The organism is Clostridium sp. E02 (assembly GCF_003833015.1).
GTDB lineage: Bacteria > Bacillota > Clostridia > Lachnospirales > Lachnospiraceae > Lacrimispora.
Genome location: NZ_RJLQ01000031.1, coordinates 1 through 17,809 on the forward strand (window position 1 = coordinate 1; position 17,809 = coordinate 17,809).

General features: G+C 40.4%; 13 protein-coding genes. 3 read left to right on the forward strand and 10 right to left on the reverse strand.

What is annotated here, in order from left to right; genetic code table 11:
• Positions 1–215: 215 nt before the first annotated feature.
• The 3 genes from EFT72_RS17725 to EFT72_RS17735 all read right to left on the reverse strand — a co-directional run bounded on the left by EFT72_RS17725 (position 216) and on the right by EFT72_RS17735 (position 4,632).
• Positions 216–1,259: a ribonucleotide-diphosphate reductase subunit beta gene (locus EFT72_RS17725; RefSeq protein WP_124068248.1), complete on the reverse strand. Its 1,044-nt coding sequence runs from the start codon at positions 1,257–1,259 to the stop codon at positions 216–218.
• Positions 1,260–1,302: 43 nt separating this feature from the next.
• Positions 1,303–3,558 carry a ribonucleoside-diphosphate reductase subunit alpha gene (locus EFT72_RS17730; protein WP_124068249.1) on the reverse strand — a complete coding sequence of 752 codons (2,256 nt, stop codon included), beginning with the start codon at positions 3,556–3,558 and terminating at the stop codon, positions 1,303–1,305.
• A 144-nt stretch (positions 3,559–3,702) separates the two neighbouring features.
• Positions 3,703–4,632, reverse strand: coding sequence for a tRNA-dihydrouridine synthase family protein (locus EFT72_RS17735; RefSeq protein ID WP_124068250.1), 930 nt, complete (start codon positions 4,630–4,632; stop codon positions 3,703–3,705).
• 139 nt (positions 4,633–4,771) lie between these two features.
• Between EFT72_RS17735 and EFT72_RS17740 the strand changes: the two genes are divergently transcribed.
• Both EFT72_RS17740 and EFT72_RS17745 read left to right on the forward strand, forming a co-directional pair.
• Positions 4,772–5,617 carry an N-acetylmuramoyl-L-alanine amidase gene (locus tag EFT72_RS17740; protein ID WP_124068251.1) on the forward strand — a complete coding sequence of 282 codons (846 nt, stop codon included), beginning with the start codon at positions 4,772–4,774 and terminating at the stop codon, positions 5,615–5,617.
• 105 nt (positions 5,618–5,722) lie between these two features.
• Positions 5,723–7,393: a S8 family peptidase gene (locus EFT72_RS17745; protein ID WP_124068252.1), complete on the forward strand. Its 1,671-nt coding sequence runs from the start codon at positions 5,723–5,725 to the stop codon at positions 7,391–7,393.
• A gap of 90 nt (positions 7,394–7,483) precedes the next feature.
• On the opposite strand, the gene rd is transcribed toward EFT72_RS17745, so the two are convergent.
• From rd to EFT72_RS17760, 3 genes are all read right to left on the reverse strand, one after another.
• Entirely contained in the window at positions 7,484–7,648 is a 165-nt protein-coding gene (gene rd / locus EFT72_RS17750; RefSeq protein WP_124068253.1) for a rubredoxin, read from the reverse strand.
• Between the two features lie 87 nt (positions 7,649–7,735).
• Positions 7,736–8,083, reverse strand: coding sequence for a cupin domain-containing protein (locus tag EFT72_RS17755; protein ID WP_124068271.1), 348 nt, complete (start codon positions 8,081–8,083; stop codon positions 7,736–7,738).
• Positions 8,084–8,154: 71 nt separating this feature from the next.
• Entirely contained in the window at positions 8,155–9,279 is a 1,125-nt protein-coding gene (locus tag EFT72_RS17760) for a 5-methyltetrahydropteroyltriglutamate--homocysteine S-methyltransferase (RefSeq protein WP_124068254.1), read from the reverse strand.
• A gap of 153 nt (positions 9,280–9,432) precedes the next feature.
• On the opposite strand from EFT72_RS17760, the gene EFT72_RS17765 reads away from it, so the two are divergent.
• The gene (locus EFT72_RS17765; protein ID WP_124068255.1) at positions 9,433–10,356 is read left to right on the forward strand and encodes a LysR family transcriptional regulator; all 924 of its coding nucleotides are present in this window, start codon (positions 9,433–9,435) and stop codon (positions 10,354–10,356) included.
• Positions 10,357–10,373: 17 nt separating this feature from the next.
• Here the strand turns inward: EFT72_RS17765 and EFT72_RS17770 are convergent, their stop codons facing one another.
• From EFT72_RS17770 to EFT72_RS17785, 4 genes are all read right to left on the reverse strand, one after another.
• Positions 10,374–12,056, reverse strand: coding sequence for an extracellular solute-binding protein (locus EFT72_RS17770; protein WP_124068256.1), 1,683 nt, complete (start codon positions 12,054–12,056; stop codon positions 10,374–10,376).
• Positions 12,057–12,205: 149 nt separating this feature from the next.
• A complete protein-coding gene (locus EFT72_RS17775; RefSeq protein WP_124068257.1) occupies positions 12,206–13,777 on the reverse strand; it encodes a response regulator in 1,572 nt (523 codons plus the stop codon).
• Positions 13,778–13,802: 25 nt separating this feature from the next.
• Positions 13,803–15,581, reverse strand: a complete 1,779-nt coding sequence (locus EFT72_RS17780) for a histidine kinase (protein WP_164473216.1) — start codon at positions 15,579–15,581, stop codon at positions 13,803–13,805.
• 286 nt (positions 15,582–15,867) lie between these two features.
• The gene (locus tag EFT72_RS17785) at positions 15,868–17,745 is read right to left on the reverse strand and encodes a DUF4914 family protein (protein ID WP_124068259.1); all 1,878 of its coding nucleotides are present in this window, start codon (positions 17,743–17,745) and stop codon (positions 15,868–15,870) included.
• Positions 17,746–17,809 lie beyond the last annotated feature (64 nt).

A 17,809-nucleotide genomic window follows, 5' to 3' on the forward strand; every position in this document is an offset into this window, starting at 1 on the left:
AACCATCCATGGAGGCAGGCATCATTTGAAAAATATGCAAAAGGACAACGACACAGAAAAGAAATAGCCTAATTTACAAGCAGGTAACTGTAGTTTTATTAAAGTTACCCAAAAACTAATAGTACCTAGTTAAATCAAGCACCAGAAAACTGGTGCTTATGTTAAAACTTTTTCGGGACATTTTCAAAAACGGTTGACAGACTTACCACCAACCGTTACAGGTCATCAATCAGAGCACTGCTTTTTGCATATGCGGTACTGCGTGCCTCAAAAAAATCAGTTTTAATTTTGTTGGCATTGCTGTACTGACTCACCCACAGCATACTTTCTGGTTCTTTTTTATGCCCTTCATAAATGGGGGCCCAGCCCAGACTTTCGCATCGCAAATTCCCAAGATATTTCATGTAATCGGAGATCATCGTTTTGGTTAATCCAGGTACTTCATCCCCTATGGCATATTCTCCCCAGGTAATTTCCTGTTCACAGCCCTCTTTGATCATGTTCCGGTAATTGTCTATCCGTTCCGGCGTAAAAAGTTCTGGTTCTTCTTTTCTTAATTCTAATATAATATTACGGAAAAGCCATAAATGAGTATTCTCATCCCGGTTGATATACCTAATTTCCTGAGACGATCCTATCATCTTATGATTCCTCCCCAAATTATAAAAAAACATAAAACCACTGTAAAAATAAATGCCTTCCAGTATATAATTTGCGACCACCGTCTTTACAAAAAAATCCCCACTTTTATCGGTTTGGAATTCGTTATACAAATCTCCAATGAAGGTATTGCGTGCCAAAAGGTAAGGGTCATTCTTCCACTGATACAGAACCTGGTTTCTTGTCTGTGGTTCACAGATGCTATCTAGCATATAACTGTAACTCTGACTGTGTACCGCTTCCTGAAAGGTCTGAATGGAAAGACATAAATTAATCTCATTGGCAGTCACGTACTCACTGATTGCCGGTAAATTAGCCGTTTGAATGCTGTCTAAAAACACAAGAAAAGACAATATTTTATCGTAAGCTCTTCTTTCGGCAACCGAAAGCAGTGGATAATCCTTTTGATCCTGACCCAGATTAATCTCCTCTGGTATCCAAAAATTATTCATCGCCTGCCGGTACCAGTCACTAACCCAAGTATATTTCATGTTATTGAAATCATTTAAATTGGTGGTATTCCCACCGATCATACGCCGCTCTCTCACATCGATTTCTCCATCTGGATTGAAGAGAGGTCTTTTTTTTAATTGTTCCATCTACTTGATCTACTCCTGTCTTCTTAATTCCCTTTTTCAGCCATTAACTGGAACAGGACTCACATGCTTCTATTTCTAGGCTCTTTGAACGGATATAATAAATGGTCTTTACGTTGCATTCCCATGCCAGAATATAAAGGTTAAGGACCTGCCGAAGCGTATACTCATTGGTAATATAAAGGTTTAAACTCTGTGCCTGATCCACATGGCGCTGTCGTACCCCAGCTGCCCGTACCGACCACTTTTGATCCATATGATGCGCATTTTTATAATACCAATACGTTTCGGGAGACAAATCCGGTGCCACACGAGGAACCAAACCACTCTTTTTCTCTTCCAGATAATATCGATTCATAATTGGATCCAGACCGGCCGTGGTTCCTGCGACCATGCTGGTACTACTCGTTGGTGCAATGGCAATTAACCAGCCGTTTCTCATCCCAAAAGAAGCAACTTTATCTTTTAATCGTTTCCACTCTGGTGAATCATATCCTCTTTGATCAAAGTAGGCACCTGTCTGCCAGTCACTTCCCTCATACAGATCGTAGCTTCCTTTTTCTCTTGCAACATCACAACTAGCTTCAATGGCTGCATAATTAATGGTTTCAAATATGCGATCTACAAATGCAAGGTGTTCTTTTGATTCCCATAAAATTTGCTTCCTAGCTAACATATGATGATATCCGCTTACCCCTAATCCCACTGGGCGATAGCGATGATTGCTGATCTGTGCATAGGGAACTGGAAAGAAATTCAAGTCAATCACATTATCCAGTGCTCGAATAGCACTTTTCGTCAGTTCTGTCAATTCTTCTTTATTCTCCACATCAATCTTTCCGAGAGAAAGGCTTGCCAAGTTGCAGACAACAAAATCACCTGGTTTTGTAACGGAAACGATTACAGTCTCCCCGTTTATAGTCTGTATCGTCTGATCTATCTGCTCCACCGGGCTCATATTCTGTGCGATCTCCGTACAGAGATTGCTGCAATAAATGATTCCGCTGTGGTGATTTGGGTTGGCTTTGTTTACGGCATCTCGGTTAAACGTAAAGGGAGTACCTGTTTCAACTGCACTCTTTAATATCAAGCGAATCAAATCCTTGATCGGAATAACCCGTTTCTGAATTCGGTTGTCCTTTACACAATCCAGATACCGTTCCTCCCACTCATCTCCATAAGAATCCTCCAGTGCATACCCTTTCACCGTAAGAATTTCATGGGGACACATTAGGTTCCAGTCTCCCTCAATGTGATTCTTCGCCTCTTTCCAGAACAAATCCGGATAACAGACCGCCGGAAATACATCATGAGCCTTCATACGGTCATCTCCATTGTTGGTACGAAGTGCCAAAAACTCAGGGAGATCCTTATGCCATGCATCCAGATAAACAGCTACTACCCCCTGCCGTACACCAAGTTGGTCCACGGCAACAGCAGTGTCGTTGGCTAGTTTGATCCAGCGAATCACACCTCCGGCTGCTCCCTGAAATCCCCGGATGGTACTTCCTGCTGCCCGAACTTTTCCAAAATAAAGTCCCATTCCACCACCGAACTTGCTAACCTTGGCAAAACTATCGATACTTCGGTAAATCCCGTCTAAACTATCTGGAACCGTATCGATAAAGCAAGAAGATAATTGATGATATGGTTTTCTGGCATTGGAAAGCGTGGGCGTTGCCATGGTTACTTTCAAAGTACTAAGCATGTCATAAAACCGTCTAACCCAGTCTGCGCGGTTTTCTTTCTCTAACATGGCAAGATGCATGGCAATTCCCAAGAACATCTCTTGAGGAGTTTCAAGAGGAATATTTTCTCTGCTGCGAATCACATACCGGCTAAGCAACAAATCCAAACCAGAATAATTCAGTCGGTGATCCCTGCTTTTATTCAGAAATAATTCAAACCCATCAATCTCCTCCCGCGTATAATGATCTAGAATATACGCCCCATAAAGTCTCTCTTTGGTCAGGTAACAGACTTTATCATAAAAGCTTACGATCTGATGTTTATGAAGCTCCTTTTCCAAATTTAGCTCAAACCAAAACATGGCAAACCTTGCACTAATGTATTCCCAGTCTGGAGCTTCCTGCGTCGTCAATTCAACCGCCGCCTGAATCAATGCATGAAACCGTTCTGCAAGGCTCATATCATCTTTTAAAAATGACTTGAATTTATCAAAAAGCAGGGTAAGGCAATATGGTTCCGAGTCCCATTCCTGCCCAATATTCCATAGTACTTCTTTTAGATCCTTCACTTCATTGAAATAATTTAATATCTCCTTTTCTCCCTGTTTCCTCATCTTTTATTCCCGCCATTCACTCTTTATTGTGATATCAATAACTGTTATTATATGTTGTATGTAAAAATATACCACAACATCTTGTTAATTACAACCACGCAATCACAAAATGTTCTATTTTTTTCTTTAAAGACGGATACCCTTTCACCCATCTCGAGAGAATAATTGTTCGACAACAGGCAAGTAATCGGATAGAATCTGAGCCTTTCGGATCTGTTTCGCCTCCTTATCACTATTCTCAAATCTCGAAATCATATAGGACCATATTTCCTTCATTTTAAACAGTACGTTCCGGTCGCCAGATATTGTTTGTTCATATCCTGCTAAAACTTCATCATGAAAGGCTTTCAACTTATTTTTATCCACGATCACCCCCCCTCGTAATTCACCAGCGAGACCTGGATTTGCCACCAATCCTCTTCCCAACATAACCCGGTTGATCAGAGGAAAAGCATCGCAGAATTCTACATAACTATCTTTGGTAAACAAATCTCCATTATAACAGAGCGGAATCTTACTTAACGACTCTGCTTCCCGAAACAGGTTCAAATTCACTTGATTCCGATAAAAATCTTTTTGAATTCGGGGATGAATGATAAGTTCTTTTATGGGATACTGATTAAAGATTTCCAATAGTCTATAAAATTCCTCTGGACTGTCTTTCCCCAGTCTCGTTTTCACTGAAATCTCCATATCAAGCGAGGAGCATATCTCATCTAGGAAATAATTCAAACGCTCTGGTTCTGCAAGAAACCCGGAGCCTTTCTTCTTAGAAACTACAGTTTTGGAAGGACAGCCCAAATTTAGATTCACCTCCTGATATCCATACTGTGACAGTTCTTTTGCTGTCCAGATAAAATCCTCTCCTTTGTTGGTCAAAATCTGAGGAATAAGGGAAAGTCCCTGATTATGTTCCGGAAGAATATCATTTATTTCTCTGGACGATAACTTATGATTCTGAGTCGGCGTAATAAAAGGAGTAAAATATACATCTATCTCGTTAAAATGCTTATGGTATGCATTGCGATAAATATATCCGGTAATTCCCTCCATAGGGGCAAAGTAATACTTCATAATTAAGTCTCCTGTTCCTGTGTTTTCATTTAAAATCATTTTAACATAAGAGTGCATGTTTTCAAAGATCCTCATTTACATCGCTCTCTATAAAATGATATAATAGGAAATAAAAAGCAACGATTCAGGAGGAACCAACATGTTTCGATTTAAAAACTTAAGACAGGCTGCTATGAAAGCTATCATCCTTACAGTACTTATTACCATTGCTTCTACTTCCTCTTCATGGGCAGAAGAAGAATCAGGACCTGCATTTGCTCCACCAGTCACAAAAACAAAGACTCCTGAAATCGGGCCCGGTATGGGTTTAAACTGTGTGGTGGTTCTAGATCCAGGCCACGGAAAAGTAGACGGTCATTATACCGGCTGCAAATTTGAATACAACGGCATCATGTACTATGAAGATGTAATCAATATGAAAATAGCAGAGTACACCCGTGATTATTTAAACCAACATACGAACTACAATATTTATTTAACCAAAACCAGTGCCGAATACTCCCTTCCCTTAGAGGAGCGGGCTTCCTTTGCTGCATCGAATCATGCTGATTTGTTCGTAAGCCTGCATGTAGATTCCATCCCTGGCAACGGCACTACAAGAAATGCTTATGGTGTGAGTTCCATGTCTCCCAGAACTGGCCGCTATCACAACGAACTTGCCCAGCAGTCTCAAAAAGCTGCTAATACAATTTTAAACCAGCTAAATGCTTTGGGGCTCAATAACCGAGGGCTGATTCTTCGGGATTCCCAAAACGGAACCCTGTTTTCCGATGGCAGTACGGCTGACTATTATGCCATCCCACGCTACTCTCAGATGTACGGGATCCGCGGTTTTATTATTGAACACGGTTACTTAAATCATACCAGTGACTTAACTTTGTTTTTATCCAAGGAAGAACAATATAAAGCGTTAGGGGAAGCAGATGCAAAAGGCATCATAGAATATCTAAGTCAAGCGGGTAAATGTACTTTTTCCTCCAATTAAATCAATTGTTAATTAATTGACACACGAACTAAGGCTCATATTCCCTGTCTGGTTGCATAAAATATATCATATATTGAGCCAAACTAGCAGGGAGGACAGCATTTGATGAAAATTCTTGATAACACCTATTACGATCTCATTATCACAACTGCTCTTGCCCCTTCTTACGATACTGGTGATAATATCACCTATTTAAACAGGCAAAATTCCCTGCTTCATATTCCTGTTGGCGATGGAGACCCCTGCGCCTTAGGAGCGCATCCATATAGTAGTTTTCCGACTCTTTTTACCCTTACTTCAACCATCAGTTTGGAAAAATCCGGGATTCCTACTGTTCAGAACAACCCCTACCTGGCATTGTTTGGACAGGGCGTTTTAGTCGCTGTAATCGATACTGGTGTTGATTACCAGCATCCAGCTTTCCTCTATAATGATGGTTCTACCCGAATCCTCTCAATGTGGGATCAGACGATACAAACCGGACCAATCCCCAATGCGTTTACTTTTGGCACAGAATATACCAAAGCAGAAATCAATGCTGCTTTAAATTCTGACGAACCACAGTCTCTGGTACCTATGAATGATCCCATCGGGCATGGAACTGCAATTGCCAGCATCCTGGCTGGTTCCCCCAATGCCGAGGCGGATTTTAGTGGAGTCGTTCCTCAGGCAGAACTGATAATTGTCAAGCTAAAAGAAGCTAAAAAATCCTTAAAAAAGATATATTTTGCCCCAGAAAACGCTCTATGCTATCAGGAATCTGATATCATCCTGGGAATACGTTATGCGGTAACGGTGGCAGAAAACATAAATCGCCCCATAGTCATCTGCCTCGCCCTTGGAAGCAGCCAAGGCGGACATGGGGGCAACGGCGCCATGAGTGGTTATATCGATCATCTATCGTTACTACCAGGAACCGGGATTTCTGTATCTGCCGGAAACGAGGGGAATGCACAGAGACATTATTTCAATGCAACCACAGTGCCTCCCTATTATAACGATATTGAATTAAGAGTCGGAAGCGGTGACAGTACATTTTCCATGGAAATATGGACTTACTCCCCAGCCAGACTTACCATCGACATCTCCTCTCCCAATCGGGAATCGACACAACCTGTCTATCCCGCCATGGGACAATGCAGAAAATTCAATTTTATCTTTAATCAGACTATCATATATGTGAATAATATAATTTTTGAAGAAGAAACAGGGGAACAATTGATACTGCTTCGTTTTAGCAACCCTTTGCCTGGTATTTGGTATCTCAGAACCCAAAACCCAGAAGAAGAGTCATTTTCCTTCCACTCTTGGCTGCCTGCTGGAGACCTTCTCTCAAATGAAACATTTTTCCTTAATGCCAGCCCAGATACCACAATAACGGAACCAGGAAACGCCAGACATCAACTAACCGTGGCCGCCTATAATCAACTCAATGACAGTATTCTGGCAGAATCAGGAAGAGGCTATACAAGAACTGGTATCATAAAGCCTGATATTGCCGCACCCGGTTATGAGCTCACCTGTGCGGTACCTGGTAATCGCTATGGAACTATAACTGGAACCGGAGCTGCTGCTGCCCATGCGGCTGGTATCGTGGCAATGGTCTTTGAATGGGGGATCGTAAAAGGTTCCTATCCAAGAATCACTGGCAACAATGCTAACCGGCTCATGATCAGTGGTGCAACTCGAAGCAGCAGCAATACATATCCCAACAATATATGGGGGTATGGGCAAGTAGACATTAATCGGCTATTTGAACGTTTTACTTCTGTTTAACCGTATCCCTTTTGCGAAGTCAAAAAGCCCTTCAAGCTAGGCATTGCTGCCGATAGCTTGAAGGGCTTTACAGGTAAGATCCCTGTATTTTTACGCTTCTTCTACGAACATATCTTTTCCAACTCCACAAAGTGGACAAACCCAGTCATCGGGGATATCTTCAAATGCTGTACCAGCCGCGATTCCAGAATCTGGATCACCAACCTCAGGATCATATACATATCCACACGGTTCACAAACATACTTTTTTGCCATGTCTTTCACCTCCTTTAACTTAGCTATGTTTCTTTTATAGCATAGAATATCATATTAATCAATGTCTTTTTATCTGTATATGGCTTCCTAAGACAAGAAGTCTTCCCTCATGGGTGTGAAGATGTCCACCAATATTCCCTTTTCTAGACAAACACATCCATGAATAATCCCATCCTGCTTTAACAGTGTATCCCCTGCTGATACCACTTTCGTTTCCTCTCCAATGGTAAATTCAAAGGTTCCACTCGCTACATAACTAATCTGCGTGTGTGGATGTGTATGAAGTTTTCCAATGGCGCCCTGTTCAAAGTGATTTTCCACGCACATCATCTCATCACAGTAAGCAAGAACTTTTCGAACGACACCCTCACCAGCCTGTTCTCCGTCTATGTCCTTGTTCCATACCCAATTTTGACCTTTCTCCGGTTTTTTCATCATGGATTCTCCTTATCTGTAAATTATAAGATCATTTTAAGTTTGAATCCCATTTCTGTCAAGTCGAATCCCTATTCTTTCCAAACCTCTTCCGAAATTTCTTTGATTCGCTTTATTTTTGCCCATTGTTCCTCTTCCGTTAGTTTATTTCCTTCTTCTGTTGAAGCGAAACCACATTGAGGACTTAAGCAAAGACGCTCCAACGGTACATATTTGGACGCTTCCAGAATTCTACTGATCACATACTCTTTCTCTTCTAATTTGGGAGACTTTGTTGTAACCAGACCTAGTACCACCTGTTTGTCACCATTTATATATTTTAAAGGTTCAAAGTCACCGGACCTCTCATCATCATACTCCAGATAATAGGCATCGACTTGCTCCTCGCCAAATAAATGAGGGGCTATGGGAGCATACCCACCGGAAGAAGCCCAAGTTGAATGATAATTTCCTCTGCAAACATGGGTTGTAATGACAAGATCCTCCGGATGCCCTTCCATTGATAGATTATTAACGCGAACATATTTTTTCGCTTCTTCTGTGATGGATTTCTCTCCTTTTTGTCTTGATTCCCAGTATTTGGTATCACAAAACATCCCCCAAGTACAATCATCAAATTGTACATTCCTGCAGCCTGCCTCATATAAGTCTGCCAAAACCGTTCGATAAGCTAACGAAATATCCTGAATTAACTTTTCCTCATCGGGATAATAAGATTGGGTTTCCTCTTTGTTATCTCCCCGTTCCAACTCTGCCAGAAACTGGGATGGTGCCGGTATGGTCTGTCGGGCTGATACTGTCTTGTCTTCAAACAATTTCACGAACTTATAATGTTCTACAAATGGGTGCCCTTTCCCAGATATTTTACCGCAAAGACCTGCAGACTCTCCTCTCGTTACCTCATCGTGAAAAGAATATCCTTGGTCCAGTTCCAGCTTCTTCACCCCTTTAAGTCCCCACATAAAATCTAAGTGCCACCAGCTTCTTCTAAATTCTCCATCCGTTATGACCGGAAGTCCTGCCTCTTTCTGCTTTTGAATGAGTGCTTCGATTGCACGATCTTCTGTTTTCCTCAATTCCTCTGCCGTAACAATTCCTTGTTTAAACCCTTTTCTTGTTTCTTTTAAATATTCTGGGCGTAAAAAACTCCCTACAACATCAAATCTAAATGGTGCTTTTTTCTTTGTCTGACTCATTTATAATTCTCCTCTCTGAGATTGCTTTCGTTTTCTTTATTCTAACGGTTTCAGAAGAATCTGTAAAATTCTATAATATTATGACGTGATATAGTTTTAAACTATACCAGATTGTGTTAAAATACAGAGCAGAAGAATATAGGAGGAAATTCAATGACATTGCAACAGCTACGCTATATTATTACGATTGTGAACTGCGGATCTATATCGGAAGCCGCCAAACAGCTCTATATCACACAGCCCAGCTTGTCAAATGCAGTAAAAGATTTGGAACAAGAATATGGAATCATCATTTTTCACCGAAATTCCAAAGGGATTTCTTTGTCTCCAGATGGAAGCGAGTTTTTATCTTATGCCAGACAGGTTTTAGAACAGACGGATTTGATGGAACAGCATTATCTTCATAAAAAACCCATAAAAAGGATTTGTTCCATCTCCACCCAACATTATGCGTTCGCAGTCAATGCATTTGTAAACCTGGTATCAAGACAGGAGAATGAAGAATATGAATTCACACTTCGGGAAACCAGAACCCATGAAATTATAGAAGATGTAAAAAACTATAGAAGTGAATTGGGAATCCTGTATATCAATGATTTTAACGAGAAAGTACTTAAAAAATTATTGAAAGAAAGCGGGCTAGACTTTCACCCGCTTTTTGAGGCTTCTCCACATGTGTTTATCAGTTCTTCCCACCCCTTATCCAATCATAGAACCGTTACTATGAAAGACTTAAACCCATATCCTTTTCTGGCATTTGAACAGGGGGAGAAGAACTCTTTTTATTTTTCTGAGGAAATACTGAGCACCGTTCCCAAGAAAAAAATCATCTATGTCAGTGACCGTGCAACGTTATTTAATCTTCTGATTGGATTAAATGGCTATACTATCTGCAGTGGTATCTTAAACAGAAATCTAAATGGCGATCACATCATAGCTGTTCCTCTGATTACATCAGAGAACATGAAAATTGGATGGATCTCAAATCCAAAGGTTCATTTAAGCATGTTTGCAAATCACTATCTGGAAGAATTAAAGAAATTAATCCAGATAGACGGACTTAAGATCTACCCGTAAATTTCTATCTCTTACCTTTATTTATTTGTATTTGATGTTTTTTCGTTGAACTTCTCGGAGAGATCTATCCTGCGCTCAAGCTCTTTTTGCATCTCATCAATAAACGATTGAGGATCACAGCTGTTATAAGCCTTCATATACTCTTCCCAGCCCTGTTCAAATTCCTCGTTCATAACAACTCTTGGCATATACTCTTTCTTAATATCCGCTAACTTTAAGTAAGCGGTGCCACCTTTTGTTGCACTGGTCAAATTCCCGCTAAAAGAATACATGGGATACCAAGGCCCTGGCACAGGATTTCTTCCCAACATATCTACATAAGATTTACAGCCATAAGCAGCCAGACACTCCTGTACATCTTCTGGAAGAGACTGGAAAAATTCGTTAGGCTGGTCATCAGGGCTGCTGGTATTGATTCCATCCTCCAAATATCCCCCCTGATAATTTGGAAAATACGAATATGAACACAGATGAGACGCTTTATATGCTTCGTCCTGAGCTGAACTTCTCATCTCAGGAGTCCGTGAAAAGATACCGTTTTCATCCACTTGATAATCCACATCTTTCTCTCCCCAAGAGCGAAGCTTGCGCACCTCAGGGCTTAACAAGTCATTTACAAACTGCAGTGCACCTTCCACATCCGTACAACTCTTAGTAATTGCCAAGCCACCGGAAACATTTAATGTCCTTCCTCCCGTGTACCACTGATTTTTCACATCTTCTCGAATTGTAACTGGTAGAGGAATATAGTTGCAGCCTTGTTTATCTAGCCCCTGCTGAACAATGGCATCTTTCGATTTTCTAAAACACCACCACTGATCAATCAAACCAAGCACTCGGCCAGTGGAAACTTTCGCCAGATATTCATCATAAGACTGCGTAAAGGATTCCGGATCTACGATCCCCTTTTTATATTCTTCATTTAGTTTCATGAAATATTCTTTAGCCGTTGGTGTAGTATTGTAATCAATAACCTGCTTCTTTTCCCCATCTACGATGACAGACCCTTCATTGGGATAACCATCAAGGAACAGAGGCGCATTGTCAAGGGACCAGGTGCGGGTTCCATTGAACAGAATGGTATAAGGGATATTCGGAGTCCCATCTTCCAAGGTCGGATGGGCTTTCTGATACCCTTCAATCAGATCAAAGTACTGATCCATGGTCTTTACCTCAGGGTATCCCCCCCACTTTAGAACTCTTGTCTGCAGCCAGAAAGCTTCCGCCACCGATGTTGACGTATCTCCTCCGTAATTGTTCCCAAACGGGGGCAGCCAATAGATATGTCCGTCATCCTGACGAATTTTTTCCCATTCTTCCTCTGTGAAAAACTTCTTAATATTTGGATATTTATCAATATAGTCGTCAAGTGCAACCAAAGACCCCGATTCATACAGTTGTCGACTTCCTGCTCCCCCATCAATAAAATCCGGAAACTCTCCCCCCGCAATCATGGTTCCCACTGCTTCCTGAGCAGTTTGACCAGTAAGCCAAGTCTCCTTTACCTTCACTCCAGTCAGTTCTGCAATCTGATTCTGAATGTCGTTGTCATCGTTAATCTCGGTTCCCGGCACGGAAAAAAAAGCAGTAAAATGTTTGATTCCGTCCTCTTCACTGGATACCGTTTTCCCCCTGCAACCAAACAAAGACACGGCTGCTGCTGTAAGCATAAGTGCCCCCAAAACTTTTTTGCTTTTCACCCAATAATCCTCCTCCATGTATTGCCAATTCTTTTATTTGGCAATAGTTATTTTTTCCACAGTATAATTGTATATTATTTGTGCATTTTTTCAACCCGATAAACCATACAAAAAATCACGTCAAATTATATATGTATAAATTAACTAAATTATTCTCGATACTGCTTTCTGTATTTAGCAGGTGTGCACCCCTTTGTTGTGATGAAACGATTAATAAAATAATCCAGATCCCGGTATCCAACCATTTCCGCTACTTCATAGACTCTTTTATCCGTTTTCACCAATATGACTGCTGCCTGATCAACCCGATACCGATTTAAATATTCCCGAAACGATACCCCGTGTTTTTTCTTAAACAACTGTCCCATATATGCACTATTCACAAAATATTTAGCACTCAACTCTTTGAGTGTAAGATTTTCCATATACCGTTCATGAATCTCCTTCTCTACATCGGTCAATGGACCCCCTAACGATTTTTGACGCATACTAGACAGGTATTTGGAATATTCCCACACAAACTCTTTTAGATGAGGATTGATCCCCCCAATAATTCCATGATCCACCGCTGTAGACATGATAAAATCCAGAACCTCCGACTGGCTGACTTCTCGCCCTTGTTCCAAAGCAAGATGGATTAGCTGGAACAGCAAATAATTAACATTTAAATCAATCGTTTCAGAATTCATCTTATAACGCTTCATCTCGTCGTAAATAATTTCGATCTTTTGCTTCATTATTTTTTTATCCGCTTGCTCAACGGCATGGACCAGTTCATCTAAAATCTGTTTTAGAAGAACCTGACCATATTTTTTTCTTTTTGCCTTCTCTTCATAATAAGTAATTCCCTCATCCTTTTGTACGGTACAAAAGGACCTTGCAATCTCAGCTGTTTGATAGGATTTTGACAAATCGCTAACTTGCTCCACCTCACAGCCTGCATACATCACCGCCTGTGCGCCTGTTCCTTTTCCCGCTTCCAGCCTGAGTTCCTCCAAGAAATCTTTTTCATAAAGCCTTTTCTTATCCGCCATGGACTGCTGATACAAGAGTCCCATATCATAACGTCCTGTCCGACCTGACACATCAAAAATACAGTTTTTTGCATATTCAGTGCCAAGATAATTCAAGCAGTTTTGATACATCTGCCTTTGTATCTCCCTCATATTATTTTCCGTTACCGGTTTTTGTAGAGAAGAAACATCAATTTCAATGCTAACATAGCGAATGTCAGTTGGTAGATTCAGACAACGATTTACATATCCTACATTCTCTTGATCAAATTTACCAGATAAGATAGCGATCGTATTTCGGGAAAGATATGCCTTCTCTACGGTCTTTTCTGTCTCGCAAAGCTGCTTTACCTTATTTACAAGAGCAGATAGTTCTTTTTTCTGTACTGGCTTTAAAATATAGTCCGTACACCCATAACGCATGGCCTGCTGAGCAAACTGAAAGTCCCGATATCCGCTAAGAATAGCAAAATAAGGATTAGAGGATTTGTCTTTTCGAACTGTCTTTAATAATTCAAGACCATCCATAACAGGCATTTTTATATCTGCAATGATAATATCTGCCTCTTGTTTTTCCAAAAATTCTAGAGCTTCTTTTCCATTTGCAGCTGTTCCCGCTATCCTACAGCCGATTTTCTCCCAATCGATCAATACAGATAATCCCTGAACAACAAAAGGTTCATCATCTACTAAAAGCACCTGAAGCATAGTAACCCCTCACTTTCTTTCTCTACTACCCTTGACTGCCAGATACAAATTTGATGGGATGGTTCACGGTGACAATGGTTCCCGCCCCCTTTTCGCTCTCCAGCTCAAACTGTACCGTATTCTCCGTCATAATTTTAAGTCGAAGACAGGCATTCATGATTCCCACGCGCTCCTGCTGTTTTAAATCATAAATACCAACATTTTGCATCTTGTTAAGCAAGCTATGGACTTCCTCTTGCTCCATGCCTTTGCCCGTATCCTCAACTTCCAGATAAAATTGATCTTCTCTGGTATAGACACGAACAAAAATCCAGCCCCCAGCCGGTTTCCCTTCAATTCCATGGATGCAGGCATTTTCAACAAACGTAACCAGAGTCAACCTGGCAATGCGGTAGTCCATGCAACCCTCATCCATATCCAAAGAGTAAGACAGTCGTTTTCCAAACCGGTATTTTTGTAATTCCAAATAAGCTTCTACAAATTCCATCTCTTCCTGAACCGTAATCATGTCGCTTCCCCAATCAACATACTGTCGTTCCAGCAAAGCCAGCTTTTCTACAATATGAGCCGTTTCAAATTCTTCTTTTAAAATACTGTGCATCCGAACACTTTCCAGAGCATTAAATAAAAAATGGGGATTGATCTGACTGTGTAGAGCCAAAAGTTCTGCATTCTTTCTGGCAATGTCTGATTCCTGTTCCCGAAGTCTTTCTTTATAAACAGTTTCAATCAGCTCATTGATCCTACGTGCCATACGATTGTAATTTCTCATAAGCATCCCCAGCTCATCTGTTCCCTGAATCCGGTCAATTTCTTTTAGATTCTCAACATTGCCATCTTCAAATGCCACACTCAGTTCCCAAAAGCGGTTGGTAAATGACCGGGTAAGTATTTTCATAAAAAGCCATGGCATAACAACATTCAAAAAAACAAGACATAACCCTAATGGCAATACATTTTTCATCCGGGACCAAGTGGCATCTTCTGAATTCATAACGTAAATCTGCCATTGAGCACCATACTTGTTAATTGTGTCCGTAACTGATGCATAATGGATCAATTCTTTCACATCTGGGATTTTATCACTGCTTCTTTTTCCGGTATTAGTAAGTAAAAGCTGTTTATCGTTGAATATATAAATAGGAGATTGATATTTCATCTGTTCTATATCTCTCTTCAATCTATTGTAATCCAAATCCAGCTTTACAAGTTTTTTGCAATCCCCTTTTCTTTTATCATTTAAAAAACGAATCAAAGAAATTCTAGGGGAGCTCAGTGCTAACCCCTGGTCATCTATGGTGGATACGTAAAGTATGATATCTTTACCAGAATGATTCAACGCCTGATACCATGCGGTGGTTTGTGCCGTGTCTAAACGGCCAATACTTCCGCCTCCTATGAGTGTGGAATTATCTGCATACAACTTAATTTCAACGCTTCCATTTCCCATACAGCTTCGAAACAACGACCCTCGCATAAAGTCCAGATAGGAATTATAATATTCAATTGGTGAGGAATAGGAATACTCTAGGAAATTATTAATATAAGAATTCACATAAATACTTTTGGAAATTGAAACAGCATTTTCGATGGCCGAATTCACCGTATAACTCACTGCACTTGTCATATCCTCCTGCCTTCTTTTATTGTCTTTTAGATCGGAATTTATTATATTACTAATAATTACACCGTCTGTTATCAACAAAGGAATTAGCATACAGAAAAAATATAATATGTACAATTTCTTTTTTACTTTATAATTATTAACCACTCCAACTAGCCAATCGGTAAATTTATTAAGCAAAGTCAAATTCTCCTTTTCCATTCATCTTTTGCAGACAGCGATATGTTGCTCTGCCCTGCAGGCATAGGACATTGGTTCCTCCTACTATTATAGTAGTAAAAATATCGTGTTTCTTCCTTTCATATATTGCTAACCTTTTTTTAAATATTGCTATTCATACAAACTTTCCTCCACAATTTGATTTGAATTTCGTTATTATAACTATTATACCTCTAAATGACAGAAAAAAGCAAAAAACGTTAACGGCATAAGCCGATAACGTTTTTAATTATTTATGTCTAATTAATTAATATCTCATTGGGATGATATTAAGATACTCCTGTACACTTGCTCCCTTTAAAAACAATTCAATTATCTGTTTTCCTAGTGGATTTAAATCTTCTGTATCGTATTTACAAAGCTCCTGCTTAAAGAATTCATTTAAGATAACCGCACCTGCATCGTAACCCTCAATTCCAACTTCCTGCTGGGTTTCTGGTCTTAAAAATGCACGTCTGATATATTGACCATCTATTTTTAAAGATTCCAGTCCGAATCCCAACAATGGACAACGAGCCTCTACCAAATGCTCTGGTTTGAATTTTGCGCTACCGCGGCGTGCAATGTATTCTCTGGAAACCCATTCTGGCATAAAACTCACTTCATATGCACCGATATGCTGATTGGGGATTAATACATAACGGGTATTGGAGGATTTTACGATCTGATCCAGAAGGAGATTGGCCTGAGTTACCATCTTTCCTGTTGCAAACGGCCAGTAAGAACCAACGCCTTCACTTGTCATACCTTTTGATTCGATAATACTTGGATTGTTGTAGCCCCTTGGAGCTACCAAGCGCCACAGCCATGCAAGGGCAGGGGGAAGAATGTGCATAATTCCCATAATACCATAAGAAGGATTCTCTTTTGTACATGCTGGTGTTCGAACACCAAAGCTTCTTACATCTACCTCAACCGGTTCATCGATGGAATTGGGAACCAACTTTCTCGGCATAATTACCCTTGGATTTGGACATGGTTTTCCGTTGCTATCCATGGTATGTTCCCAAGGAAGACAGGTGGCCCCTGGAACTCCTTCTAAATTCAAAAAGATAAGTGGTTCTTCTGGTTGAATAAATATTTTTTCATACTGTGGAGAAGAACCATATTTGGTAATGTTATCTACCCGCAAAAACCAAGAAGATTCTGCATCTTTAACGACCAGCTTCTTGCTGTCATTTTGCATCGCAGGATGACAAAGCGCCATATCATCGGTAACTGGAATCAAATCACAAGTCTCATTTAGAACCAGATAATTCTTTTCCCCAGTAATTGTGTTTCTTCCTAAGACAGCTCTTCCATCCATCTCTTTGTGAATGTCTTCTAACATCTCACTTTTTCCGCCACCAGAAGCGCCTTCATGCATAATCACGATTTCATTATCGTAAGGAGTGATTACCTTAACAGCGGATGCATGAGCGGTTACCCACCCCTCTTCCTCTCCGATATTCAGAAGCACACCATAGATTCCCTTTTTTGCACTCGGACCTGGATAGAGATTGTAAGAATACACTTCATGAAGTTCATCTAAGCGATTATGAACAACAACCTGTTTTCCATCAAAATGGGTATGACGGAATGGGGGCGCAAGAAAAACGATTGCCTTTAAGTCAAAGTCATTCGTTATTTCATCAATATTTACAAATCCCTGCAGATCAGCAAGCCCGGCAGCAAAAAAACCAGCATTCGATGGAGCGATTAAAATGGAATCATAACCATATTCCAATCCACCTGATTTAAATGGGAAAAAGATAAGTTCCTGCTTCTTCAACCAGTCAAACGTTTCCTCACGCAAGGAATCAAATTCCTCCTCATATACATCCTCAAATCTGGATTTGTCTGTAGGTTTCTTATCTGAAATCAGCATGCAGTTCGGATCACGCCGGCGCATATAATCCTCTACATAATTAATCACGATACCATTTTTACATCGGGTCGCTTTCGCTTCTAATACCCTTCCTTTTCCTTCTACTTCATAATCCACTTCAAATACTGAATTATCGTCGTTCCCCATTGCAAGACTTAGAAGTTCTTTTCTTGTTTTTGGTATGATAACACCCTGAGAGTGATCCAAGATATCCTTTACATACTCCGGTAAATTCAATTTACGTAAACATTCTAGCATATTTTCCTCCATTCTCGTGCATAATTATGCACCTGAAGCTTGTACCGAAGTTGGGACTGGTACA